The 25,440-nt window shown below is 39.5% G+C and carries 18 protein-coding genes; 11 read left to right on the top strand and 7 right to left on the bottom strand.

Going from position 1 to position 25,440, the window contains the following annotated elements:
• Positions 1 to 40: 40 nt before the first annotated feature.
• Positions 41 to 904 (bottom strand): envelope biogenesis factor ElyC, encoded by an 864-nt coding sequence (elyC, locus tag PVK62_RS14015; RefSeq protein ID WP_274445178.1) that lies wholly within the window; start codon positions 902 to 904, stop codon positions 41 to 43.
• A gap of 135 nt (positions 905 to 1,039) precedes the next feature.
• Between elyC and cmoM the strand changes: the two genes are divergently transcribed.
• The 5 genes from cmoM (at position 1,040) to PVK62_RS13990 (ending at position 9,080) form a co-directional block, all read left to right on the top strand.
• On the top strand, positions 1,040 to 1,819 hold the full coding sequence (cmoM, locus tag PVK62_RS14010; RefSeq protein WP_274445179.1) for a tRNA uridine 5-oxyacetic acid(34) methyltransferase CmoM: 780 nt from the start codon (positions 1,040 to 1,042) through the stop codon (positions 1,817 to 1,819).
• 25 nt (positions 1,820 to 1,844) lie between these two features.
• The gene (gene mukF / locus PVK62_RS14005; RefSeq protein ID WP_060993850.1) at positions 1,845 to 3,182 is read left to right on the top strand and encodes a chromosome partition protein MukF; all 1,338 of its coding nucleotides are present in this window, start codon (positions 1,845 to 1,847) and stop codon (positions 3,180 to 3,182) included.
• A complete protein-coding gene (mukE, locus tag PVK62_RS14000; protein WP_274445181.1) occupies positions 3,163 to 3,906 on the top strand; it encodes a chromosome partition protein MukE in 744 nt (247 codons plus the stop codon). Before mukF ends, mukE begins: the two co-directional genes overlap by 20 nt.
• Positions 3,903 to 8,375 (top strand): chromosome partition protein MukB, encoded by a 4,473-nt coding sequence (gene mukB, locus PVK62_RS13995; protein ID WP_274445182.1) that lies wholly within the window; start codon positions 3,903 to 3,905, stop codon positions 8,373 to 8,375. The genes mukE and mukB overlap by 4 nt, the downstream gene beginning before the upstream one ends.
• A gap of 87 nt (positions 8,376 to 8,462) precedes the next feature.
• Positions 8,463 to 9,080, top strand: a complete 618-nt coding sequence (locus PVK62_RS13990) for a DNA-J related domain-containing protein (protein WP_274445183.1) — start codon at positions 8,463 to 8,465, stop codon at positions 9,078 to 9,080.
• A 4-nt stretch (positions 9,081 to 9,084) separates the two neighbouring features.
• Here PVK62_RS13990 and PVK62_RS13985 read toward each other — a convergent pair whose 3' ends face one another.
• The 4 genes from PVK62_RS13985 to PVK62_RS13970 all read right to left on the bottom strand — a co-directional run bounded on the left by PVK62_RS13985 (position 9,085) and on the right by PVK62_RS13970 (position 14,132).
• On the bottom strand, positions 9,085 to 10,431 hold the full coding sequence (locus tag PVK62_RS13985; RefSeq protein ID WP_274445184.1) for a sensor histidine kinase: 1,347 nt from the start codon (positions 10,429 to 10,431) through the stop codon (positions 9,085 to 9,087).
• On the bottom strand, positions 10,412 to 11,089 hold the full coding sequence (locus tag PVK62_RS13980; protein WP_274445185.1) for a response regulator transcription factor: 678 nt from the start codon (positions 11,087 to 11,089) through the stop codon (positions 10,412 to 10,414). The genes PVK62_RS13985 and PVK62_RS13980 overlap by 20 nt, the downstream gene beginning before the upstream one ends.
• Positions 11,090 to 11,316: 227 nt before the next feature.
• The gene (gene nagE, locus PVK62_RS13975) at positions 11,317 to 12,777 is read right to left on the bottom strand and encodes an N-acetylglucosamine-specific PTS transporter subunit IIBC (protein ID WP_274445186.1); all 1,461 of its coding nucleotides are present in this window, start codon (positions 12,775 to 12,777) and stop codon (positions 11,317 to 11,319) included.
• Positions 12,778 to 12,947: 170 nt separating this feature from the next.
• Positions 12,948 to 14,132 (bottom strand): NnrS family protein, encoded by a 1,185-nt coding sequence (locus tag PVK62_RS13970; RefSeq protein ID WP_274445187.1) that lies wholly within the window; start codon positions 14,130 to 14,132, stop codon positions 12,948 to 12,950.
• A gap of 205 nt (positions 14,133 to 14,337) precedes the next feature.
• Between PVK62_RS13970 and PVK62_RS13965 the strand changes: the two genes are divergently transcribed.
• On the top strand, positions 14,338 to 15,183 hold the full coding sequence (locus tag PVK62_RS13965; RefSeq protein ID WP_274445188.1) for an alpha/beta hydrolase: 846 nt from the start codon (positions 14,338 to 14,340) through the stop codon (positions 15,181 to 15,183).
• A 58-nt stretch (positions 15,184 to 15,241) separates the two neighbouring features.
• Here the strand turns inward: PVK62_RS13965 and PVK62_RS13960 are convergent, their stop codons facing one another.
• Positions 15,242 to 16,267 carry an acyltransferase gene (locus PVK62_RS13960; RefSeq protein WP_274445189.1) on the bottom strand — a complete coding sequence of 342 codons (1,026 nt, stop codon included), beginning with the start codon at positions 16,265 to 16,267 and terminating at the stop codon, positions 15,242 to 15,244.
• Positions 16,268 to 16,370: 103 nt separating this feature from the next.
• Here PVK62_RS13960 and PVK62_RS13955 point away from each other — a divergent pair, with 103 nt between their 5' ends.
• The 5 genes from PVK62_RS13955 to copI all read left to right on the top strand — a co-directional run bounded on the left by PVK62_RS13955 (position 16,371) and on the right by copI (position 23,536).
• On the top strand, positions 16,371 to 16,880 hold the full coding sequence (locus tag PVK62_RS13955) for a hypothetical protein (RefSeq protein ID WP_274445190.1): 510 nt from the start codon (positions 16,371 to 16,373) through the stop codon (positions 16,878 to 16,880).
• A 107-nt stretch (positions 16,881 to 16,987) separates the two neighbouring features.
• Entirely contained in the window at positions 16,988 to 18,322 is a 1,335-nt protein-coding gene (locus tag PVK62_RS13950) for a TolC family protein (RefSeq protein ID WP_443111777.1), read from the top strand.
• 10 nt (positions 18,323 to 18,332) lie between these two features.
• A complete protein-coding gene (locus PVK62_RS13945; protein WP_274445191.1) occupies positions 18,333 to 19,802 on the top strand; it encodes an efflux RND transporter periplasmic adaptor subunit in 1,470 nt (489 codons plus the stop codon).
• Entirely contained in the window at positions 19,799 to 22,924 is a 3,126-nt protein-coding gene (locus PVK62_RS13940; protein ID WP_274445192.1) for an efflux RND transporter permease subunit, read from the top strand. Before PVK62_RS13945 ends, PVK62_RS13940 begins: the two co-directional genes overlap by 4 nt.
• A gap of 90 nt (positions 22,925 to 23,014) precedes the next feature.
• Positions 23,015 to 23,536: a copper-resistant cuproprotein CopI gene (copI, locus tag PVK62_RS13935; protein ID WP_274445193.1), complete on the top strand. Its 522-nt coding sequence runs from the start codon at positions 23,015 to 23,017 to the stop codon at positions 23,534 to 23,536.
• 77 nt (positions 23,537 to 23,613) lie between these two features.
• On the opposite strand, the gene PVK62_RS13930 is transcribed toward copI, so the two are convergent.
• Positions 23,614 to 25,242: a methyl-accepting chemotaxis protein gene (locus PVK62_RS13930; RefSeq protein ID WP_274449460.1), complete on the bottom strand. Its 1,629-nt coding sequence runs from the start codon at positions 25,240 to 25,242 to the stop codon at positions 23,614 to 23,616.
• Between the last annotated feature and the right edge of the window lie 198 nt (positions 25,243 to 25,440).

The following is a 25,440-nucleotide window of genomic DNA, read 5'->3' as shown; positions in this document are numbered from 1 at the left end:
ATTTACTTTTAGTAGATCCGGGCTTTTTTATTGGAGCGTATTATTCTGTGTTAGGTAAAGGAAGAGATTGCTTTATCTCATCAACTTTTTCCATTACATCTTCAATTTCAAGCTTTGGCGTTTCTTGTGCTTGTTGTTCGTTTGAAATAATCAGGTCTTTTAACTGCATAAACCAGCGACCCATTTGTTCATACCAAAAACGTTCAGATTGCTCTAAATATCTAGATTTAGGAGCGTATTTTTCCCATGGCTGCTTAATTTCAGAGTGCGCTAAATAATTGGTTGGTGCAGGTGTCGGATTCATGCCCAACTGCTTAAATTCAGCCATCGCTCGTGGCATGTGACTTGCAGAGGTGACGAGCACTAAGGTTTTATTTCCAACAGAATTTAATGTTTGCATAGCTTCTTCATGTGTATCTTGCGCACTTTCTAATAATCGAATATCTGATTTATTAACACCAAGAGACAGTGCAACGCGTGCCATCATACGAGCATGGCTAACCGTTGTTCCACCGTTATAGCCAGATAGAATCATTTTGGAACCAGGATACATACGATAAATACGGATCCCTTCTGTCAATCTCATGATAGCGGCTCTAGATAGCTCTGAAATAGGTGATATTTCATCATCAACAACATGGCCATTTCCAAGAACAAGTATGTACTCAACGGGTGTCTCTGGCGCAATAAACGAAGGGTATATACGCTCTGTAGATTTAAGTAATGGTGTAGTGACTGGCTGAAAAGACAGTAAGAAAATCCCAATAAGAGATAGTGTCAATAAAAAAGAGGCAAATCCTTTCCTTTTAGAGAACCATAAAATAAATAGACCGATGAACCCTATAAGGAGTAATCCAGGTAGGGGCATGAGCATTGATGATACAAACTTCTTTAACTCAAACATATTTTTTGACTATTACCGATGATATAGAATGAAAAATCACCACTTGAGAGCAAAAAACAGCGTCATGCTGTTACTTCCTTGAGCTCTTATGCGACAATGCTTGTTTCCAATAGATAATATCATAACTTAACCACTGTGAATAAAGACCGTAATTTCGACGACATTGCCCACAAATTTGCAAAGAACATTTATGGTTCTGACAAAGGCGAGATCCGTCAAACGATTGTATGGCAAGATATAACGACTATCTTAGCCGATATTAAAGCAAATTCTGCGCCACTTTCAATTTTAGATGCAGGTGGAGGAATTGGTCAGGTATCTCAACAAATAGCCACATTAGGACATTTGGTGACGTTATGCGATATTTCTTCAGAAATGTTGAAGTTAGCGAAAGAATCAATTAAAGACAATGGTTTATTGGCTCAATATCAATTTATTCATTCAGCTGTACAACAAATTGAACAGCATAAAGTTGGTAAGGTTGATATTCTACTCTTCCATGCAGTAATGGAATGGTTAGATGATCCAAAAACAGCCTTAGATATTCTATTGCAGCAAGTGAAGCCTGGTGGTTATGCTTCGATTATGTTTTATAATCACCACGGTTTAGTAATGAAAAATGTGATTTGTGGCAATATTCCTCATGTTTTAGATGGTATGCCACATAGAAAACGGTTTAAGTTACAACCACAAAAAGGCTTAATGCCTCATGATGTCTATCAATGGATTGAAGACGCTGGTTATGAAATTAAAGGGAAATCGGGTATTCGCTCATTTCATGATTACATTGGTAATATGGAATACATGGGGGACTACCAAATTGAAGACGTGCTAAAACTAGAAGAGCAGTTATGCCGTCAAGAACCTTATCTCTCTCTTGGTCGTTATATTCATGTATGGGCGAAGAGAAAATAATAATGATGTACACAAAGGATACACAATGAGTGAGTTTTCTAATGCTGTTACAGACCAAACGGTTGATGAACTGGTTGGCTGGGTAAAACAGCACGATTTCTCATTGAACTTGCCGACCGAGCGTTTGGCATTTTTGTTGGCCATTGCTGTTCTCAGTAATGAAAGATTTGATGATGAGCTGGGTGAAGGTGAGCTTCACGACGCGTTTGGCATCATCAGTGGTTTATTTGGTCAATCCAATGACACCATTGCTTTTCGTGCGAACAATGCAATCAATGAATTAGTAAAACAACGTTTAATTAGCCGTTTTAGTGGTGAAAGTACCGATGGAATGAACATCTATCGCCTCACACCATTAGCGATTGGTATTACCGATTATTACGTGCGCCACCGTCAATTCTCTAAATTGAAGCTTTCTATTCAGTTGACGATGGTTGCAGAAGAGATCCAGAAAGCATCGCAAGCCGCTGAAAAAGGTGGTGAAGCTAAGCACTGGCGTAAAAACGTATTCGGAGTTCTGAAATACTCAGTTGGAGAGATCTTTGATCGTATCGATCTAAACCAACGTGTAATGGATGAGCAACAACAATCAGTTAAAGAAGAAATTGCAGAGCTGCTAAACCAAAATTGGCGTGAAGCGATTTCTAGCTGTGAAAAGCTGCTTGATGAAACCTCTGGCAACTTACGTGAACTGCAAGATTCATTGCAAGCAGCAGGCGATCAACTTCAAACGGAATTACTCAATATTCAAGAAATTGTTTATGGTAATGAAGAGTTAGAGTTTATTGATGCTTTGCTGTATTCATTGCAAATGAAACTTGACCGCATTGTAAGTTGGGGGCAACAAGCGATTGATTTGTGGATTGGCTACGACAGACACGTACATAAATTTATCCGTACCGCGATTGATATGGATAAAAACCGTGCGTTCAGTCAACGTCTACGTGATTCAGTTAAAGGCTATTTTGATGCGCCTTGGCTGCTAACGTATGCTGATACAGAACGATTACGAGATATGCGTGATGAAGCCTTAATTCTACGTGATGACGAAGTCACCGGTATTGTTCCTGATGAGATGGAATATGAAGAGTTAAGTGTAATCACAGATATCTTAGCAGAACAAGTGAGTGAAATGCTTCAGCGTCATAAAGCGACGGGTGAAGCGATTGAATTAGGTACAATGCTTAAAAACTACCTAACGACTTATCCTCATTCTCAGCACTTTGATCTTGCCCGTATCGTGGTAGATCAAGCGGTGCGTCTCGGTTATTCAGAAGCCGATTTCCAAGCCGTTCAACCTGATTGGCAATCTATTAACGAATTCGGTGCGAAGGTACAAGCAAATGTCATTGACAAATATTGAAGAATTTATGCCTGAGAAGTTAGCAAAAGCAATTGCTAATCCATTATTCCCAGCATTAGACAGTTTATTGCGTTCTGGCCGCCATATTGCCAGCGAAGATTTAGATAACCACGGTTTATTGTGTGAATTTGAACATGAACTCGGTATGTTTTATCAGCGCTATCATGCTGAATTAGTAAAAGCGCCAGAAGGTTTCTTTTACTTACGTCCGCGTTCAACGTCTTTCATTGCTCGCAGTGTATTGGCTGAAATAGACATGTTAGTTGGTAAAGTCTTGTGTTTCTTATACCTAAGCCCAGAGCGTTTGGCTCACGAAGGTATTTTTACTAATCAAGAGTTGTTTGATGAGCTATTAGTGTTAGCTGATGAACAAAAGCTAATGAAGTTAGTGACTAACCGAGCATCAGGTTCTGACTTAGATAAAGAAAAGCTGTTTGATAAAGTTCGTACTTCACTACGTCGTTTAAAGCGTCTAGGTATGATCATTCAAGTTGGCGAGCAAGGTAAATTCCGCATCAGTGAAGCGGTATTCCGTTTTGGTGCTGATGTTCGTTCTAACGATGATATGAAAGAAGCGCAATTACGCTTGATCCGTGACGGTGAAGCGGTTGTGGTTCATCAAGAAGAATCGAGCCAATCAAGTCTTGATCTTGATGAAACTGCAAAGTTAGATAATACGCCAGCTGAAGAACAGCATGAATTAGAATTGGAAGGTGATGCATGAGCATGATTGAACGTGGTAAATATCAATCACTTACCATGGTTAACTGGAACGGCTTTTTTGCTCGTACCTTTGATATTGATAATCTAGTAACGACACTTTCTGGTGGTAACGGTGCGGGTAAATCGACCACGATGGCCGCGTTTATCACAACACTAATTCCAGACCAGTCGTTACTGCATTTTCGTAATACAACCGAAGCGGGTAGCTCACAAGCGTCTCGTGATAAAGGTCTACACGGTAAATTAAAACCGGGTGCCTGTTATGCAGCACTGGATGTTGTGAACTCACGTAATCAACGTGTTCTGTTTGCGGTTAAATTACAGCAAGTTGCTGGCCGTGATAAGAAAGTAGATATTAAACCTTTTATCATCGTTGGTCTTCCAAGCCATGTGAAACCAACTGATTTAATGATCGAGGCAGTGTCTGATAATCAAGCACGTGTTCGTCAAATTAATGAAGTAAAAGACATTGCGGCAGAATACGAAGGTGTTCAGTTCAAAGTGTTTAACTCAGTTACTGATTATCACGCGCAAATGTTTGATTACGGTGTTCTGCCTAAGAAGCTTCGTAATACAAGTGATCGTTCTAAGTTCTATCGTCTAATTGAAGCGTCTTTATACGGTGGTATTTCAAGTGCTATCACGCGTTCTTTACGTGATTACTTATTGCCACAAAATGGTGGTGTTAAGAAAGCCTTCCAAGATATGGAAGCGGCACTGCGTGAAAACCGTATGACATTAGAAGCGATCAAAACGACTCAGTCTGATCGTGACTTATTTAAACATTTAATTACTGAATCAACTAACTATGTTGCTTCAGATTACATGCGTCATGCGAATGATCGTCGTAAAAAACTTGAGCAAACATTAACGCACCGCGTTGAGTTAATGAATGCACAAAATAGCTTAGTCGGTTTATCTTCTGTACTGAATAATATGCAGAGTGAACTAGAGTTGCTGACTGATTCTGAATCAGGTCTTGAGCAAGATTATCAAGCCGCTTCAGATCATCTTCAATTAGTGCAAACAGCCGTTCGTCAACAAGAGAAGATTGAACGCTACTCTGAAGATCTAGAAGAGCTAACAGAGCGTCTAGAAGAGCAAGTGATGGTGGTGGAAGAAGCCGCTGAACAACTTGCGATGTCAGAAGAGCAAGCACAATTAACTGAAGAAGAAGTTGATAGCCTTAAAACACAACTTGCTGATTACCAACAAGCGTTGGATATGCAGCAAACTCGTGCGCTTCAATATCAACAAGCGGTTAAAGCGCTTGAAAAAGCACAACAGCTAACAGCTAATGATGAACTAACGCAGAACAATGCAGTCGATCTTCAATCTGAATTAAAAGCAAAAGAAGAGCGTCAAACAACCGCACTTCTTGCGATTAAACATAAGTTGGATCTTTCTTCAGCAGCGGTTCAACAATTTGAACGTGGCTTGGCATTAGTTACCTCAATTGCCGGTCATGTTGAACGCAGCGAAGCATCAGATAAAGCGAAGGCCTTAATTGAGCAAGCTCGTCAGTTCAGTAATATTGCAGAACGTGCAGAGCAGCTTAAAGCGCAATACAAAGATTTAGAACGTGCTGTGCGTTTACAGCGTCAAGCTCAAGAATTAGCGGTTGAATATGCAAAACGTTTTAATATCACTGTGGATTCTGAAATCGTACTTGAAGAAGAACAAGCTCGTCATGAAGAGATGCTTGAAACCGTTCAAGAGCAACAAGAAAATATTATTGATAAGCGATCAGAGCTAAAACGCCAAGAACAGCAACTTCGTTCTGAAACTCAGCGTCTAGAATCGATCGCACCAAAATGGATTGCAGGTAATGACGCACTACATAAGCTGAATGATCAATGTGGTGTTGAGTTAGAAGATAGCCATATGGTTATCAGTAAAATGCAAGAAACGCTAGAAAACGAACGTGTACTTTCAACCAATAAAGATCGTCTTGCTGCACGTAAAGAAGAGTTAGATGGTGAGATTGAACGTTTAGCGGCTCCTGGTGGTAGTGGTGATGCTCGCCTTAAAGGTCTTGCGGATACATTAGGTGGCGTACTGCTTTCTGAAATCTATGATGATATTACATTAAGTGATGCGCCATACTTCAGCTCGCTTTACGGTCCTGCTCGTCATGCTATTGTTGTTTCTGACTTGTCTGGTATTAAAGACAAACTGGTTGATCTTGAGGATTGCCCAGATGATCTTTATATCATTGAAGGTGACATTGATGCGTTTGATGACAGCGTATTTGATGCGGATGAAATGGAGAATGCGGTTTGTGTTCACCTAAATGATCGCCAAATGCGTTACTCTCGTTTCCCTGAGCTACCACTGTTTGGTCGTGCAGCTCGTGAGCAACGTTTAGATACATTACGTGAAGAGCGTGAAATCGCCGTTGAAGAGCATGCTAAAGCGGCATTTGATTCACAAAAACTTCAGCGCCTATATCAAAGCTTTAATGGTTTCGTATCAACACACCTAGCAGTCGCGTTTGATGCCGATCCAGAAGTTGAATTGAAAAAAGCACGTGAGCAATTATCGCAAGCGAGTCGTCAATTAAATGAACTTGTAGCGACTGAGCAACAGCATAAATCTCAAATTTTAGCGTCAAAAGAGGCTCTCTCTCAATTAGCTAAAATTGCGCCTCATATCAATGTGCTTGAAGATGAAACCATCACAGAGCGTTTTGAAGAGATCAGTGCTCAAGTTGAACAAGTCTCTGAAGCAGAAAGCTTCTTACGCCAAAATGGTAAAGCGATTGCTGAGTTAGAAAGCTTGCAACGTGCTCTAGAAGTGGATCCTGAGCAATTTGATGCGCTAAAAGCAGAGCATGAGCAAATAGATGCCCAGTTACAAAGTATTAAAGCTCAATTGTTTGCTATTTCTGATTTAGTCGAGCGTCGCCATCACTTCGGTTATGAAGATGCGGTTGCCTTGCTTGATAAGAGCAGTGAACTAAACGAACAACTTAAAGCGAAATTAGTACAAGCAGAACAAGCGCGTACTAAAGCGAAAGAGCAACAAAAGCAATCACAAGCTCAAGCAAACCAATACAACCAAGTAATGGCTTCGCTTAAGAGTTCACATCAAGCAAAACAAGAAACGGTTCAAGAATTTAAGCGTGAGCTGCAAGAGTTTGGTGTTCATGCTGATCAAAGCGCACTAGAGCGTGCTGAAGTTCGTAAGGGTGAATTGAACGAGCGCCTACACAGTTCTCGTGGCCGTAAGAGTGAGCTAGAAAAAGGCATCACATCAAACGAGCTTGAGATCAAAGGGTTAGTTAAGCAATCTCGTAAAGTTGAAAAACTGTACAAAGAGCTACGTACGTTTGTGGTTAACGCAAAAGCAGGTTGGTGTTCAGTTCTACGTTTAGCTCGTGAAAATGATGTTGAACGTCGTCTACATAAACGTGAATTAGCCTACTTAAGTGCAGAAGAGTTGCGTTCAATGTCGGATAAATCATTAGGTGCGCTTCGTTTAGCAGTTGCAGATAATGAAGACCTACGTGACTCGCTGCGTGCCTCTGAAGACACAAGCAAGCCAGAGCGTAAGGTTCTATTCTACATTGCTGTTTATCAGCATCTTCGTGAGCGTATTCGTCAAGATATTATTCATACTGATGATCCAGTTGAAGCAATTGAAGAGATGGAAACAGAGCTTGGTCGTCTGACTGAAGAGCTAACTTCTCGTGAAAACCGTTTAGCGCTGAGCTCAGAAAGTGTTGCGAACATTATTCGTAAAACCATTCAGCGCGAGCAAAACCGTATTCGTATGCTAAACCAAGGTCTATCTCAAATTGGTTTTGGTCAAGTAACGGGTGTTCGTCTAAACGTAGGTATCCGAGAAACGCACGCGACATTATTAGCTGGTTTGTCTGAGCATCAAGCACAGCACCAAGACTTGTTTGGTAATCCTCGCTTTACGTTCTCAGAAGCAATTGCGAAACTGTTCCAACGTATCAACCCACATATCGATGTAGGTCAACGTTCGCCACAAACACTAGGTGAAGAGTTACTGGATTACCGTAACTACCTTGAACTAAACATTGAGGTAAACCGTGGTGCTGATGGTTGGTTACAGGCAGAGTCGGGTGCATTATCAACAGGTGAGGCGATTGGTACGGGTCAAGCGATCCTACTAATGGTTATCCAAAGCTGGGAAGATGAGTCTCGTCGCCTTCGTAGTAAAGACATCATGCCTTGTCGTCTATTGTTCTTGGATGAAGCGGCCCGTCTAGATGGTAAATCTATCGCGACGTTATTTGAATTGTGTGACCGTTTGGATATGCAATTATTAATTGCGGCACCAGAGAACATCAGTCCTGAGAAAGGTACGACTTATAAACTGGTTCGTAAGATCTTCAAAGATCGCGAACATGTTCATGTGGTGGGCTTGAAAGGTTTCGGACAAGACACAGCAGCAAGCCGAACTCAACAAACGCTAGAAGAAGCAGAGATTGCAGAATAAGCGTTAAATAACGTTAATAAATGGCAGTCAGAAATGGCTGCCATTTTTTATGATTAATACGTTCATTAAGCAACTGAGGCATAAGAAATGATTGATAAGTATTTAGATAAAACGGATGGCCAGTTTGAAAATCCTTTAGTCTGGCCTTTGTTTGAAGTATTACAAGAAACAAATCAAGAGTGGAAAGTTCATACGCTATCTTCTCATTTGATTGAAAAAGGCTTATTAACACAGCTTGATGAAAGCCCAGAGAAAGATCTGTTTAAACGTAATTTTTTGATCATGAATGCGCTTTATAAACTGCAAATTGAGTTGTATCCAGAGCAATGGTTACAAGTCGAAGCCATGAGCATACAGCTGTTTTCAGTGGTAGAAACAGAAGGGTCAACACAGGTTATTGATACCAGTCACCCACTTAGAGAATATTATTTAGAGTGGACAAATTATCAAGTAGGAGAAGATGAAGTTAAGCGTTTATTGAACGAATTTTGGAGCAACTACCGTCGTTATTTAGGAGGTTCTAGCGCTATTTCCTCAATGGATCGCATTCAGGCGTTAAAACGGTTTGGTTTGTCAGAAAGCGCCACGACAAAAGACATTCGCAAGCAATGGCGAAAATTGGCGATGAAACATCATCCAGACAGAGCGACAGGTAATGCCGATAAGTTTAGAGTGATGTGCGAGGCTTGGAATATACTGCGTTAATTATTTATTGATTCTTATGAGTCTCATCAAATAGTAAACGGGCTCGCAGGCCTGGGTAGTTGTCACTTAGGCTGATCCTTCCATTATGTATTTTCATAACGGTTTTAACCAGAGCAAGGCCTAAACCAAAGCCATGCTCTGTTCGGCTAGGATCTAAACGTACTAATTGATCTAACGCTCGCTCTCTATCCTTTGGTTTTATTCCCATACCATTATCGGCGACCACAACACCAAAACAATCGACAATCACTTCAATCACGCCACCATTATGAGTATATTTAATCGCATTATCGATGATATTAAATACAGCACGAAAAAGCAGACTTGGGTTAGCGTAGAGTGGGCATGGCATCTCTATAGTCAAATATAATTTTTGTTGTTTATCTAATGCAGTAGGCTCTGCAAATTCGATGGCGTCTTGAACTATTTTGCTTAATTCACATTGCTGTTTATTAACGGGAGTTCCCCCATTCTCTAAGTGATACAGTTCCATCATGCCATTAAAGGTATCCAGTAATAACGAGAAATCTGACTGTATATTATCTAATTGTAATAGCTGCTCAGACGTTAATTTATCGTCATATAAAAGATCTTCAATGCGGAGTTTAATGCGACCCATTGGTGTTCTAAGGTCGTGAGCCATATCAATGGTTAAGGATTTAAGTTTAGATTCACTGTGTTCCATTTGTTCAAGCATATTGTTTAAATGCAAAGCGAGTAAATCAAATTCATTCATATCTGGGCCAACTTTTAAGCGAACATTACGCTCACCCAACATTACTCGGTTCATGGTTTGATTGACAAGATTTAAACGTTTAAGAATATATACAGCAATTAGGATCGCAATTAAGCATAAAGCGATAAAGGGGAAAAAAGTTCCCCAGATAACAGAAGAGTCTAATTGTTTTTTAAAGCTTAAGTAACGTTCTTGATCAATACCAATAATTAATTCAGAACCATCAGGAAGCTCAACTGTCGTAGCTCGCATATTGGGTAAATCACTGTTGGCTTGATATTGTTTTATCTGAGCAATAACAGGATAGGATGTTGCTGAAGTGTCCGTTGGTGAAGGGCTTGCATGATTGGCAATATGATAAATATAGCGATTGCTTTCTTTACTGTTATTAATGCTTTGCTGAACAGCCTCTACTCCCTCAGCACTTGCAATAGCTTGAAGTTGTGATGTTTCTCCACGTAGCCACTCATCAAGGTTTTGATTATATAAGTGTAAAGAGGTTGAATACAGTTGATATAGCAATAAAGCCATCATCAAGAATAAGCCAACAGCAAACCAGATTAATAGTTTTAAGATGGATGAGCGATACAGTTCATCACGCTTGTCTAATAACATAACCCGCTCCACGTACCGTTTCGATTAAATCACCAGCACCACCTTGTTCTAATTTTTTACGTAATTTAGCAATATGAACATCAATAACATTGGTTTTTGGGTCAAAATGATAATCCCAAGCGGCTTCAAATAAACGCATACGTGAAACAACTTCGTTAACGTGCTCTGCAAGAAAGCGTAATAATACAAACTCTTTATTTTGCAGTACGATAGTGGTGTTATTAATCGTGACTTTCTGAGAACGTAAATTAATAGTGAGATTATTTATTTTTATTTCATTAACTGTATTTTCTACAGGGCGATTACGACGCAGAATAATATTAATGCGTGCTAGTAACTCCGCTAGAGCAAAAGGTTTAGTTAGATAATCATCACTGCCAGCGGTTAAGCCTTCAACACGCTGGTCTACACTATCTAGGGCGCTCAAGATTAAAACCGGTGTATGATTATCGGTTGCTCTAATAGCAGATAAGATTTTTAAACCATCAAGGTTAGGAAGCATACGATCTAACACAATTAACTGATATTCACAGCTGATTGCCATCATTAAGCCTTCTTTACCATCACTTGAAGTATCGACGATAAAGCCTTCTTGCTCCAATGCTTTGGCAATAAAGTCACGGGTGGTTTTATCGTCTTCTATAACCAGTATTTTCATAAATCTATCTCAACTATTTGATTAATTTAGTGTAACAAGAAAGAAGTGGAATTAGATAAATAAATAATGAAAAAGAGTTATTAAATGAAATAGGAATGCATCATAAAGAGCCTTAAAGGGGGAAGAATTAAGACTCTTGAGTTGTACTCACATAACATCTGGTACGAATATTATGGAGCTTATACCAATTTAATTAAGCAATGGTTAGCTGCTTTATTAGTATGATATTAGGCTTTTAAAATTACTTTCATTTCTGCCGCAACGTTATCAACTTTTCCTAAGCCAATGATAACTTGTAAGCCACCTTTGCCCATTGGAACTACACCGGCAGCACCAATTGATTTCAATTTATCTTTATCAGCAAGACCAGAGTCTTTTACTGTTAAACGTAAGCGAGTAATACAGTTGTCCACCTCTAGAATATTGTCTGCACCACCAATAGCTTCAATGTAGGCATTGGTTACATCGGTGATATTTTCTTCTACTGAGTCATCTTTATTCATGTCTTCGCCACGACCTGGAGTTAGGAAGTTAAACTTCTTAATCGCGAATCTAAAGATGGTGTAGTAAAGAACAAAGAATACAAGACCTTGTGGAATTAGCATGTACCATTTAACCGCTAATGGGTTTTGGCTTGATAGTACAAAGTCAACGAAACCTGCAGAGAAACCAAAGCCAGCCATCCATTCCATGCTTGCTGCGATGAATAGAGATAGACCCGTTAAGATTGCATGAATTAGGTATAACCATGGAGCAAGGAACATGAAGCTGAATTCTAGCGGTTCAGTGATACCAGTAAAGAATGACGCCATTGCAGCTGCAAGCATGATAGAGAATACCGCGGCTTTATTGCGTTTTTCTGCACAGTGGTACATAGCAAGTGCAGCACCTGGTAGACCAAACATCATGATAGGGAAGAAGCCAGCTTGGTACATGCCTGTTTGACCCGGAATACCAGTGCCGTTAGCAATAGACTGTGCGCCACCTAAGAAGTTTGGAATGTCATTAATACCAACAACATCAAACCAGAACACAGGGTAAAGTGCATGGTGCATACCAACACTTAGCATTAAACGGTTAAAGAAACCAAATAGACCCGCACCCACAGCACCCATAGATTGCAGTTGAGTACCAAAAGAGATTAGTGCATCAAAAATAGCAGGCCATACGTAAAGAAGTACGAATGATAGAGCCATACCAGCAATTGAGGTTAAGATCGGTACAAGACGTTTACCACTAAAGAAAGCAAGTGCTTTTGGTAGCTCAACCGTAGAGTATTTGTTGTAAATTTCAGCAGAAATAATACCAACAACAATACCAATAAACTGATTGTTGATTTTAGCGAACGCTGCAGGAACTTGATCCAAAGGGATATTTTCAAGTTGAGCAACGACGGCAGGAGATAGAAGGGTGGTAACAACGGTAAAAGAGATGAAACCGGCTAGTGCCGCTGAACCATTTTTGTCTTTACTTAAACCAAACGCCACACCAATGGCAAATAGCATCGGCATTACATCAATGATGGCACCGCCTGATTTAATTAAAAACGCAGCGAATACGCTGTTGGCACCCCAACCGGTAGGATCCATCCAGTAACCAACGCCCATTAATATCGCGGCAGCAGGAAGCGTAGCGACGGGAACCATCAGTGCTTTACCTACTTTTTGCATGTAACCAAGTACATTCATATTGTATTCCTCAAAGTAAAATTAGAATTTTTAAAACTCGTTATTTTTTAAACTAAGAGAAGAATACATAGGGAAGGATTAAGATAAGATTGTGCCAACATTAACTATAGTTAATGTTGGCACTTTAGGCGTTAAATTGTGAGTGAGATCTGATTAATACGAACTGTAAATTAACCAGGATGCCCATCTACACGTTTTTTGCATAACATAGGGGAAAAATGCCAAACAAATAGGCCAAATGCAAACGCCCATAATACTGCAGCAATATTGATCATATTCATCATGTATTCAGGGAATAAGATCACGCCGACAGAGCGAACTATTGCAGCAAGAATAATAGCCGCAAAAGCAGGCCACATAAGTGGTCCTTTATAGATTTCTCTGCCAGTATGACCCATGGTGACACGAGCGATCATCGCTAAAATTACCCCGCCTAATGCACCAATAGCGAAAAGGTGAATTGCCGTGTGCGAAATAAAACCATTATTAGCAAAACCACGAATTAATAGGCTTAAAGGGATACATAAATAACCAGCATGAAGAGACCATACTAATGGCTCACTCAGTGTTTTATACCCTTTCCAGCGAATCATACGAATAAATTGTGCTGATCCTGCTATCACCATTAAATACGGACTAATTTCAGCTGAGGTAATAGGGAAAAAGCTAAGAATAAACAGCATTGCCAGCGGAATATTACATAAGGCTTCTAACCACATCATCGGCTGTGCTTTTTCAAACTGAAAGCGACGTGCAGTAAAGAATGGGATCACTCGTGCCCCCATTACTGAAATTAATAGCGTAAACCACCAAAGCATGGATTCCCAAACCGCAGCAGAAGTAAATGGCGGCATGCCTTTAATCGTAGCGTAACTAGCGAAGTTCGCGGCAATAGCGACTAAAAATAGCGGAATGAAGAAGAAGTTACGAACGCCTTTGGTTTTGATTACACGGGATCCAACTTCATAGGCAATAGCGAGCATAAACAAGGCTTCAATACTTGAAATTAACCAAAGTGGTGCTGAAGTCCAGAATAATACTCTTGGTAACAGCCATAACAAGACAATCAAACCGAGTCGTTTATCGGAAGTCCCTTTAACACCAGTCCAATTCTGAACAGCGCTTAATACAAAGCCTGCGACAATCGCCATTGAAAAACCAAATAGCATTTCATGTACGTGCCACCAAAGAGCAGGTACGTTTAGGTAAGTTGGTTGGCCTGTTTGAAATGCCCAAACCCATACAGTGACAGCAATAATGGCATAGATACTACCTAATAAAAAAAACGGTCGAAACCCTAAGCGCAGTATAGGTGGAATTCTTTCTTCGACAGCTTTATCTGTAATATTCATCATAAGATCTTCTTAATTCGTAAGGACAAAATAAGTATAACTGAAATTAAAGTCAATAACATGCATTTTCTATACATGTTATGTTTGGGCGTATTTTTAGATTACACAATAGAGTTTGTGATCTAATTGTTAAATTTTAAAGTGATCTATCGACAAAGAGGATACGTTAGATAAGATTAACAAATAAAAAATATAAATGGACGTACTCATGAGTCAGGAAATTTATTTTGGTACAGAGAACAAGTTTAGTTTTAAGCGCCGTTCTTTAAATGCAGTAACTCGTTTGCATCACTTATTGCTCCCAAGTCATGCAAAGAAGATGGGGCGTAAATTACTATTGACCCCAGTAAGAACCAAGCCAAAAAACGCTGAGCCTGAAGGGTTAATAAAGAGTAAGTTGAACTCATCTGAAGGTGAACTTACTCTTTATCAACTTGGCTCTGGCCCTACTTGGGTATTGGCCCATGGCTGGTCGGGGAATTCAAGTCAATTCTATCCATTAATGGATCACATTGCTGCTCAAGGTTTTACCGCCGTGGCTTTTGATCACCCTGCACATGGTGAGAGTGAGGGAAAAGATGCCCATTTACCTGCGTTTATTGAAGGCCTAAATGCAGTATTAGATTTTTGTGATGATGTGGTGGGTGTCGTTGCACATAGCATGGGAACGGCAGCTGTGTTGGAGTGTCATCATGTAAAGTTGGATAATGCGCCTTTATTGTTAATTGCACCAGTACTTAACTATACCGAGAATTTATTCCGCAGTATTGAGCGTTCGGGATACTCAATTAAATTATTTAAAGCGATTGTCGGGGATATAGAAGAGCAATACCAACGTTCTATTGATAGTTTTAATCCGTATCAACGATTAATGCAAAGAGAAGCGCTAACAATCATTGTGCATGATAAAGAAGATCGATTTACCAGTTTTGATCTTTCAAAATCAGCGTCTGAGCATATTAGATCTGTAACGCTGTATTCAACAACAGGTTTAGGTCATGGTCGCGTAATGGCAAGTCATGAGGCCAAGAAGGCATTTGATCTATTAAGTTAACTCAATAAGCCGTGAGATAAAACAGATGCATCGCAGAAGCGAATGCATCTGTTTTTTATTATCTAAATAACAATCGACGCAGCGGTGTTCTATTCATCGCTAAAACAAACAAAGTAGCGGCTCCAGCTGTTCCAAACACAATGACAAAATCTCTTAGTGCTAAAGTCAGTCCCATCATTCCGGTAATGTTTAAGAACACAACCACAAAAAGTAAGTGGCATACATAAATACCAAGAACATGTTTGCTTAACGTGAAGGTGATAGGGTGGTGACCAAGCCGTGGCTTAGATAACAATAGAAAAAACAGACCGATGCCAATGAGTGGTGTACCAATTAAAAAGTCATGCAAGTTAAATGGTACATCAAACGTTGTTAACCAATACGCTTCACTAAAGTGAATGGCAAAACCAGTCAACAATAAGAGAGTCGCTTTAGTTGATGAAAGCGTGATTGATCTTCTTCTTAATTCAAATCCAATGACTACCATTAAAGTGCTAAAGAAAGGGCCATTTCGAGTAAAAAACGGAGTCCAAACATCGGTGAGAGTTTGGTAGCTACCGCCTGCAAGTCCATATAAATACAAGATAACAGCAATAGGAATAAGCCATGTTGCTTTGTTAAAATGAACGAATAAACCAATAATAGCAACGGCGATAATAAGAGCTGGAATAAACCATAAATGTACCATTCCCCCTTCCATGATTGCATTAAGAGGATTTTGGGTAAGCCAATTCCAATAACCAGTACGCTCTGTTAAATAACCATGCTCAGCCACTTTCTTCCAATGAAAAGGCAGAGCTAAACTTAACGCGCTCCATACTAGCCATATTTTTAATAAAGGTGCACAGTAAGATTGGATTGTTTTTAACGGGTCATGCATTAATTTAGGTTGAATAAAATAACCAGATAAAATGAAAAAGAAAGGAACCGCGAAGCGAGTGAATTGGTTAAAAGCATAGCCAAAGACGGGAATATCATCCATCAGTAGATACGTCATAAATACTTGTGAGTGCAAAGCAATAATCGCAAATAGAGCAATAAGCCTTCCGAGCTCTAAGCTTGCGATTTTTTGAGAGTTTTCCATTAAAATAACATCCTTAATTTTTTGCGTAATCTATCAAGGACTTTTAACAAAATATATGAGTTAGATTAATTCGTTGAGGTTTTTGTATTGGATGTTTTCATAAATGGGAGAGCTTTCACATAAAATCATTGACCTTACCCTTAGTGGAAGCCTTAGTATCAGTTTAATTCTGACTATGTGGATATTTATAGTGGTTTCTTCTTTTTCTAAATGGATTGTGACAAGCGTTACGCTGATGGCATTAGTGCTATCTAGTGTTGCTTACAGCTATCCAGTGAAAATGGAAGCAATGACCATGTATATGGCAATGCCTCAAAGTCAGATGAAAATATCATCTATGAGTGACAGCATGCCTGATTGTCATTCACCAAAAGAGTCTCAAAGTAGTGATTTACAGTGTGATATGTCATCGATGCCGATGAACAATAACGATCACTGCTCTGATCAAGGTGATAACTGCTGCAAAACAGTATGTACAGTATCGCTTTACGCTTTACCAATTGGTTTGAATGCTCAGATCAATTCGTTAGTTTTTTCTATCAAATATAGTTTTTATAATGAACAGCCTCGCTCATTCTCATCTTCTTCTTTATATCGACCTCCAATAGCTTAATTCCAATTTATACCTATTAAACAATACGCTAAATAAGATCTCTTATTTTCAGGTTTAATCATGGCTCTGATCTATCTTTACGATCATGCCGTTATTGGAATATTTCCATGAAAAATACAGCACGTAAACACTTTACTAAAGTGTGGTTAGCCTCTGCGATCGCCTTAATGATGTCAAATCAAGTGATGGCAGAAAGTCAGCTAACACAGCTTATCGAACAAGCACTTTCTTCGGATGCAAGTAGAGAGCAAATATACGCACAATCTCAAGCACTTCGATCTACCGGTATCGCAAGCTCAACGCTTGCCGATCCTACGCTAAAAGTCGGTTTTGGTGGTTTACCAGTGGACAGTTTTAAATTTGATGAAGACCCTATGACCAATATATCGGTCGGATTAATGCAAAAATTTGGTCGAGGATCAAGCTTAGACTTACAACAAAAGCAAACGGGTCAACAAGCTGATGTATTAGTAATGCAGGTTCAAGTTCGTGAGTTAGAAGTGGCAAATGCCATTACTCAACGTTGGATTGAGTTGGGATATTTACAAAAAGCAGAGGCGATTTTACATGAGAATCGTCAATTACTGTCAGAGATGGAAACCTACATTAATACCAATTATTCGATTGGTAAAAGTGAAAGTCAGGACTTGCTACAAGCTCAGCTTCAATTGAGTCAATTGGATGAAAAGTTGCAAATGAATCGTCAGTTACAAGGGCGAATTTATGCGCAATTGAGTGAGTGGTTACCTGATTTATCGGATCAAAAATCAAAAGAAATACAGCCATTGAAGTGGTCGACATTAGAGCGATTATTAGCGAGTAAATCTCCTCAAGATACGGAGTTTTATGATCTATTAAGTGCCAATCCAACCGTTAAAATGAGTAAGTTAACAATCATGGCAACCAAAACCAAAGTGGATATTGCCAATGAATCTTATTCACCTCAGTTTGGTGTTGAAGTGATGTATGGCTATCGTCAAGCGAATGGTATGGGTGGACAACCTGCGTCTGATTTGGTGAGTGCATATGTGACCATGGATATCCCGCTATTTACCGATAAACGTCAAGACCAAAACTATGCAGCTGCGCAATATCAAGTGGGCGCTGCAAAATCACAACGTGACGTATTACTTCGTCAAATGAACGCAAAAGTAAATGCGTTATTGGTTGATAAAAACAATCTTGAGCAGCGTCTTTCTCGTTATAACCATACCTTATTACCTCAAGCAAAAGAGAGAACTCGTGCCGTTGAGCGTGGTTATGAAAATAATACTGCACAATTTAATGATGTGATTTCAGCGGCCAGTAATGAGCTGAGCATTGAACTAGAAAAACAACGTTTATTCAGTGATTTAGATAAAACATACGGTAACTTAGCTTTTTATCTGAATGGCTTTGATTATCACGTTTCTGCGCCACAATTTTCGCCATTAGAGCAGTAAGGAAGAGATAATGAAACCAGTTAAAATAGCATTACTTTCAATCGTGATTGGTGGCGTTATTGGCGCTTCGGGTATGAGCTTGTACTCAGGGCATGATATGGCGGCTATGACGATGAATAACAGTTCAGAAGTCGGTGCTGAGAAAAGTGAGCCTTTATATTGGGTTGCTCCGATGGATGCAAATTATCGTCGAGATCAGCCTGGTAAATCCCCTATGGGCATGGATTTAGTGCCGGTTTATGCCGATGAAGGACAAGGAAATAAAGCACCAGCAGGAACGGTAACAATTGATCCAAGCGTGGTTAATAACCTCGGCGTAAAAAGTGCATTTGTCGAGAAAACGATCTTGTCACCAAATATAGATACCGTCGGTTACATCGCATTTGATGAAAGTCAATTATGGCAAGTCAACGTACGGGCTGCGGGTTGGGTTGAGAAACTGAATATCAACACGATTGGCGAAAAAGTAAATAAAGGCGATGTATTATTTACGCTCTATTCGCCAGAGCTGGTGAAAGCACAAGAAGAATTAGTAAACGCGTATCGCACTGGCCGCAAAGGATTAGTTAAAGGTGCAAGAGAGCGACTGCATGCTTTTGGTGTTGATATTGAGCAGATTAATTCTATTGTTAGGCAAGGTAAAGCAAATAAAAACATAGAGATAAAAGCAACATCTAGTGGTGTTATTGCAAGTCTTAATATTCGAGAAGGAGGCTATTTATCGCCTTCTCAGGTTGTGATAAGCGCGGGACCTTTAGAAAATGTGTGGGTAGATGCTGAAGTTTTTGAGCGTCAGGCTCATTGGTTATCGTCAGGCAATAAAGCGGTGATGACACTCGATGCGCTCCCTGGGAAACGATGGGAAGGTGAAGTGGATTATGTTTATCCAATTTTGGATCCCAAAACACGAACCATGCGTATGCGCTTAAAATTTGATAACCAAGATGGTGCATTAAAGCCCAACATGTTCGCAAACATTACCATTCATCCTAAAACAAAAGAGGAAGTATTAACAATACCTCGTCAAGCGGTAATACGTTCAAATGGTATGGAGCGTGTTGTATTAGATGAAGGAGAAGGTAAATATCGTTCAGTTCGCATCATTGCAGGCCGTGAAGCTGCGAATAAAGTTGAAATAGTTAAAGGTCTGAAAGAAAACGATAAAGTAGTTACATCAGCACAATTCTTATTAGATTCAGAATCAAGTAAAACCGCAGAATTAAGCCGAATTAATGGACCAGAAAACAGTGTTTGGATCTCTGGCAATATCACCATGCTTATGACTGATTTTGGTATGGTCACCTTTGCTCATAAACCCGTATCACAATGGGATTGGAAAGCGGGTGAAATGAATTTTTCGGTTGATAAAGAGATTGATTTAGTTTCTTTTCGTGAAGGTGAAGCGGTTCAGTTTCTAGTTCAAAAGATAAATGATGAATATCAACTGCTTGAGATAGAGAAAGAGGGGGAACTATTATGATCCCTGCCATTATTCGTTGGTCGATAAAACATCGATTCTTAGTCTTGGTTGCAACGTTCGCCTTAGTCGTAGCAGGGATTTACAGTGTAAAGAATACGCCAGTAGATGCTCTGCCTGATCTTTCTGATGTACAGGTGATCATCAAAACAAGTTACCCAGGACAAGCGCCGCAAGTGGTGGAAGATCAGGTGACTTACCCGTTAACCACAGCCATGCTTGCGGTTCCGGGAGCTGAAACCGTTCGCGGTTATTCCTTCTTTGGTGACTCTTATGTTTATATTATTTTTAATGATGATACCGACATGTACTGGGCTCGTTCGCGTGTTTTAGAGTACTTAAGTCAAGTCGCCCCGAAGTTACCAGCAGAAGCAAAACCGACATTAGGGCCTGATGCGACTGGTGTGGGCTGGGTATACAGTTATGTTTTACAAGATAAAACAGGAAAGCATGATCTCGCTGAATTACGCAGTTTGCAGGATTGGTTCTTAAAGTATGAATTACAAACCGTTGATGGCGTATCGGAAGTCGCGACCGTTGGCGGAATGGTCAAGCAATATCAGGTTGAAATTGATCCTGATAAATTACGAGCTTATAACCTAACACTGCAACAAATTAATAAAGCGATTAAAGATGGAAATCAAGAAGCAGGCGCCTCCGTCATTGAAGTGGCAGAGGCCGAGCATATGGTACGCACTTCAGGATATTTAAGCAGCATTGAAGATATTCAGTCATTACCATTAAAAGTAACAGATAAAGGAACGCCATTACTGCTTGGTGATATTGCAGACATTAACCTCGGGCCACAAATGCGTCGTGGGATCTCCGAATTTAACGGCGAGGGTGAAGCGGTTGGTGGTGTGATCGTGATGCGATTTGGTGAGAATGCCAGTGAAGTTATTGCTAACGTGAAAGAAAAGCTTGCTCAACTTCAGAAAGGATTACCTGAAGGCGTTGAAATAAAAGCGACTTATGATAGATCAACCTTAATAGATCATGCTGTATCTAACCTATGGGAAAAGCTGGCAGAAGAATTTATTGTTGTTGCGATTGTTTGTGCTCTGTTTTTATTTCATATTCGTTCATCACTGGTTATAGCATTAAGTTTACCGGTTGGAATTTTAGCCGCGTTCATCGTGATGCATTGGCAAGGTATTAATGCCAATATTATGTCGTTAGGTGGCATTGCGATTGCCATTGGCGCCATGGTTGATGGTGCAATTGTAATGATAGAAAACGTACATAAGCACATAGAGAAAACCCCATTAACGGATGAGAACCGTTGGCAAGTTATCGGTAAAGCCGCGGAAGAGGTGGGAACGCCATTATTTTTCTCATTACTTATCATTACGTTAAGTTTTGTTCCTGTCTTTGCATTGGAAGGTCAAGAAGGAAAGATGTTCTCTCCATTAGCCTTTACAAAAACTTTTGCCATGGCAGCATCAGCAGGTTTGGCTATTACCTTAGTTCCAGTATTAATGGGTTATTTTGTTCGAGGAAAGATCCTACCTGAGCATAAGAATCCAATTAATAAAACATTAGTGGCGTTATATCGTCCGCTACTTAATGTGAGTTTACGTTTTCCTAAAACGGTTTTACTTGTTGCTATCGTACTTATGGGCTCTGCGTATTATCCGATCTCTAAAATGGGCAGTGAGTTTATTCCGCCATTGGATGAGGGTGATTTAATGTACATGCCAACAACCTACCCAGGGATCTCAATTGGTAAGGCGAGAGAGTTACTACAACAAACCAATAAGCTGATTAAAACCGTTCCTGAAGTCGATACCGTGTGGGGAAAAATTGGTCGAGCGGAAACCGCGACTGATCCGGCACCATTGACCATGATAGAGACGGTTATTCAGTTTAAACCAAAAGATCAATGGCGTGACGGCGTCACAACTGAATCGATCAAGAACGAGCTAGATCAATTGATTCAATTTCCCGGAATTACGAACGCATGGGTAATGCCAATCAAAACGCGTATCGATATGTTGGCGACAGGGATTAAAACCCCTATCGGGATAAAGATAGCGGGGCCAGATCTAAAAGTCATAGAGAAGATCGGTGCAGAATTAGAACCTATTTTAAACGATATTCAAGGTACAACCTCGGTTTATGCAGAACGAGTGGCTGGTGGCCGTTATGTAACCATAGATATAAAACGTCGCCAAGCAGCCCGATATGGATTGAATATTAAAGATATACAGCAAGTTATTTCAACCGCTGTTGGTGGCATGAATGTAGGGGAAACCATTGAAGGGCTAGAGCGTTATCCGATCAATGTTCGTTATCCACAGTCGTATCGAGATTCTGTCGTTAAATTGCAAAACTTACCGCTCATTACCGCTAATGGCGCTCGAATTGCGTTAGCTGATGTGGCTGATATTCGTTATGAAGATGGTCCACCAATGATCAAAACAGAAAATGCACGACCTAATGGTTGGGTGTTTGTTGATATTGATGGTCGAGATTTGGGCTCTTATGTTCACGAAGCTCAGCAAGTCGTTCATGAACAATTAGATTTACCTGCAGGTTATTCATTAGGTTGGTCTGGACAATATGAATATATGGAACGAGCTAAAGAGCGCTTAACAACGGTAGTTCCCATTACGATTGGCATTATTATGTTGCTTCTTTATCTTAGTTTTAAGCGAATTTCTGAAGTGTTAATTATCATGGGAACATTACCGTTAGCTATGGTTGGCGGCCTGTGGCTCATGCATATTTTAAATTTTAACTTCTCTATTGCTGTCGGTGTTGGCTTTATTGCTTTAGCCGGTGTTGCGGTTGAAATAGGCGTGATTATGTTAGTGTATTTAAACCAAGCATGGAATGAAAAACAGAATAATGCTGATAAGAAAAATAACTTACCGACTCAACAAGACTTAACACAAGCGATTGGGGAGGGGGCGGGTTTACGTGTTCGTCCTGTCATGATGACTGTGCTCACCGTAATTATTGGCCTAATTCCAATTATGTATGGTTCAGGTACGGGATCGGAAGTAATGCAACGAATTGCAGCGCCAATGATTGGGGGAATGGTATCAGCATTGTTACTGACATTAGTTGTTATTCCTGCCGTATTTAAACTCTGGAAACAACGTCAGTGTCAAAGTAATTAACTATAGTGCCAATTAACTTAACCTAAAAGATCAATGGTTTATTGCTCTAAGTGATAAGCCAATTAATAAATATCTAAAAAGGAAAATAAAATGAAAAAAACAGTATTAGCAATCGCATTATCATTAGTCACAAGCTCAGCAATGGCAGAGATGGACCACAGTAAAATGGATCACGGCTCAATGAATATGAAAGACATGGATATGAGTAAGATGGAAGGCATGTCGATGAAGGATATGAATGCTGTAGGTATGCCAGCAACAGGTATGAAACCAAACAAAGTCGTACACGTTATCTTATCTGATGATATGAAAATTACATTCAAAAAAGAAGTGAAGATTGAACCAAACGACATCGTTCAATTTGTGATAATGAATACAGGTAAGATTGATCATGAGTTTGCGATTGGTAATGAAACAGAGCAGTTAGAACATCGCGAAATGATGAAAAAGATGACATCAGGTCATGCACATGACAGTGGCAGTACCGTAACCGTTCAACCTGGTAAAGCAAAACAAATTACATGGCATTTCCATGGTGATAATAACGTAGAGTTTGCTTGTAATATTCCAGGACATGCAGAAGCCGGAATGGTAAAAAAAGTAACGTTATAATGCTAATTAGATGATACGAAAAAGCGGTAAGGTGGGTGGCCTTACCGCTTTTATTATATCAACACTTTATCTAGAAATTATAACTTAAAGAACGCCAGTTGCTCTTTTTGTTGTTCAGCTAATCGAGATAATTCATTACTTGCGCTCGCACTTTGGCTAATGCCTGTCACGTTTTGGTTTACTAACTCAGACATGTTTACGACATTACGGTTAATGTCTTGAGTTACTTGAGACTGCTCTTCAGCTGCAGTTGCAACTTGAGTGTTCATGTCATTAATTGAAGTAATTGATTCTGTAATACTTAATAGAGCATCGCCAGCTTTTGTGGTTAGTTCTCTGTTTAATTCAAGTTTATCAAGGCTAGCTTGCATGCTGTCATTAGCTAAACCTGATTGCTCTTGCAGTGATTCAATAATGGTTTGAATCTCTTTGGTTGACTCTTGAGTACGAGCAGCGAGTAGACGAACTTCATCAGCAACCACAGCAAACCCACGACCAGATTCACCCGCACGAGCCGCTTCAATTGCAGCATTCAATGCCAATAGGTTCGTTTGGTCAGAAACACCACGAATAACGTCAATGACATTGTTAATTTGCTCTGATTCTTCTTTTAGGCGATTAACAACCAGTGCAGCATCAGTGAGAGCTGAGCTCATTTCTTCGCTAGCTTTGTTGCTTTGCGTAAAAATCTCTAACCCATTGCGAGCTAATGTGCTTGTATCCTGTGCGCTTTTATCTGCTGCTAGTGCATTGTCACTTACATTGTTTGCAGTGCTTGATAATTCATTTACAGCAGAAGCAACTTGTTCAATTTCACTTAATTCTTGTTGTGAGTTATTTTCCGCTTCTGTCATTACAGCAGCAAGCTCTGTAGAGGCTGCTGCAACATCTTCACTAATACGTGATAATGCTTCTACCGTAGTTTGTAGTTGCAATGTTGTAGTATTGATGTCTTTGCCCAGTGCTGCAATTTCATTTTTACCATCGGTATTAGCTCGTACAGTTAAATCCCCTTCAGCTAATCGGCGAATAATTAATTGAATTTGTTGAATAGGAGTAATAATTAGGCCTGATAACCACCAAGCAATTGATAATGATGAACAAAACACAATAAAAATAATGATTGCAGCTTGTTTCTTTACTTGTGTGTTTTGCTCATAGCTATCATGGATCTGTGTATTTGAATACGTATTAATGTTGGTGGCGAGTGTGCCTAGAGATCTAATGGCTTTATCACTATATTGGTGATACTTGGAAACAAGATTATTAAATTCAGATATTGAATCGACACTTTCATCTTTTACTTCTAGGCTATTCATCACAGTGTATGACGCTTTTAAATATTCATTAATACATATTTTTGCATTTTTAATATCATTAGAAAAAGCGATATTTTTTTCAAGGTCGGTAAGAAGTTGGTTGATTGATTCATCAGCATTCGCTAAAGAGTTACGAAATCGCTCTCTACGAGTTTCATCATGAATGGCATAAATGGCATTAATTCGTAGAGGGAATATTATATGATCAATATCACTTATTTTCTTTTGATAAAAAATGAAGTCATCAGTGTAGTCATTTACGGATTCATTTTGTGTCTCAAGAATATTATTTGTTATATTTAATGTAATTAATAATAATAAGGCGGTTAAAATTACAGGTAATAAAATTTGGAAACGGATAGATATATTTTTTAAATTAAAAGTCATAAGCCTTACTTTGTTGGTGAATGCAATGTTTGTTCTATTATATTAAACCTGCATTACACTTTTGTCCAGATTATTTGTGTGTAATCGAAAAAGTAGACTGTTTTTTATGCTAAATAAAGGCGGTTGTACAAAAGCGCATCAAGCTCATAACCTTATTGGTATTTTGTGTGGTATTTTTATAACATTGCATTAAGGAAT

It is taken from the genome of Aliivibrio sp. S3MY1, assembly GCF_028765575.1.
In the GTDB taxonomy this organism is placed as follows: domain Bacteria; phylum Pseudomonadota; class Gammaproteobacteria; order Enterobacterales; family Vibrionaceae; genus Aliivibrio.
The sequence above is the reverse complement of the archived record's forward strand: the minus strand, read 5'-3'. Positions and strand labels throughout refer to the sequence as shown.

Excerpts from the sequence above, each read along its gene's own strand:
- elyC (WP_274445178.1), bottom strand. The coding sequence starts at position 904 with ATGTTTGAGTTAAAGAAGTTTGTATCATCAATGCTCATGCCCCTACCT.
- mukF (WP_060993850.1), top strand. The coding sequence starts at position 1,845 with ATGAGTGAGTTTTCTAATGCTGTTACAGACCAAACGGTTGATGAACTG.
- mukE (WP_274445181.1), top strand. The coding sequence starts at position 3,163 with ATGTCATTGACAAATATTGAAGAATTTATGCCTGAGAAGTTAGCAAAA.
- mukB (WP_274445182.1), top strand. The coding sequence starts at position 3,903 with ATGAGCATGATTGAACGTGGTAAATATCAATCACTTACCATGGTTAAC.
- PVK62_RS13990 (WP_274445183.1), top strand. The coding sequence starts at position 8,463 with ATGATTGATAAGTATTTAGATAAAACGGATGGCCAGTTTGAAAATCCT.
- PVK62_RS13985 (WP_274445184.1), bottom strand. The coding sequence starts at position 10,431 with ATGTTATTAGACAAGCGTGATGAACTGTATCGCTCATCCATCTTAAAA.
- PVK62_RS13980 (WP_274445185.1), bottom strand. The coding sequence starts at position 11,089 with ATGAAAATACTGGTTATAGAAGACGATAAAACCACCCGTGACTTTATT.
- nagE (WP_274445186.1), bottom strand. The coding sequence starts at position 12,777 with ATGAATGTACTTGGTTACATGCAAAAAGTAGGTAAAGCACTGATGGTT.
- PVK62_RS13970 (WP_274445187.1), bottom strand. The coding sequence starts at position 14,132 with ATGATGAATATTACAGATAAAGCTGTCGAAGAAAGAATTCCACCTATA.
- PVK62_RS13965 (WP_274445188.1), top strand. The coding sequence starts at position 14,338 with ATGAGTCAGGAAATTTATTTTGGTACAGAGAACAAGTTTAGTTTTAAG.
- PVK62_RS13960 (WP_274445189.1), bottom strand. The coding sequence starts at position 16,267 with ATGGAAAACTCTCAAAAAATCGCAAGCTTAGAGCTCGGAAGGCTTATT.
- PVK62_RS13955 (WP_274445190.1), top strand. The coding sequence starts at position 16,371 with ATGGGAGAGCTTTCACATAAAATCATTGACCTTACCCTTAGTGGAAGC.
- PVK62_RS13950 (WP_443111777.1), top strand. The coding sequence starts at position 16,988 with ATGAAAAATACAGCACGTAAACACTTTACTAAAGTGTGGTTAGCCTCT.
- PVK62_RS13945 (WP_274445191.1), top strand. The coding sequence starts at position 18,333 with ATGAAACCAGTTAAAATAGCATTACTTTCAATCGTGATTGGTGGCGTT.
- PVK62_RS13940 (WP_274445192.1), top strand. The coding sequence starts at position 19,799 with ATGATCCCTGCCATTATTCGTTGGTCGATAAAACATCGATTCTTAGTC.
- copI (WP_274445193.1), top strand. The coding sequence starts at position 23,015 with ATGAAAAAAACAGTATTAGCAATCGCATTATCATTAGTCACAAGCTCA.
- PVK62_RS13930 (WP_274449460.1), bottom strand. The coding sequence starts at position 25,242 with ATGACTTTTAATTTAAAAAATATATCTATCCGTTTCCAAATTTTATTA.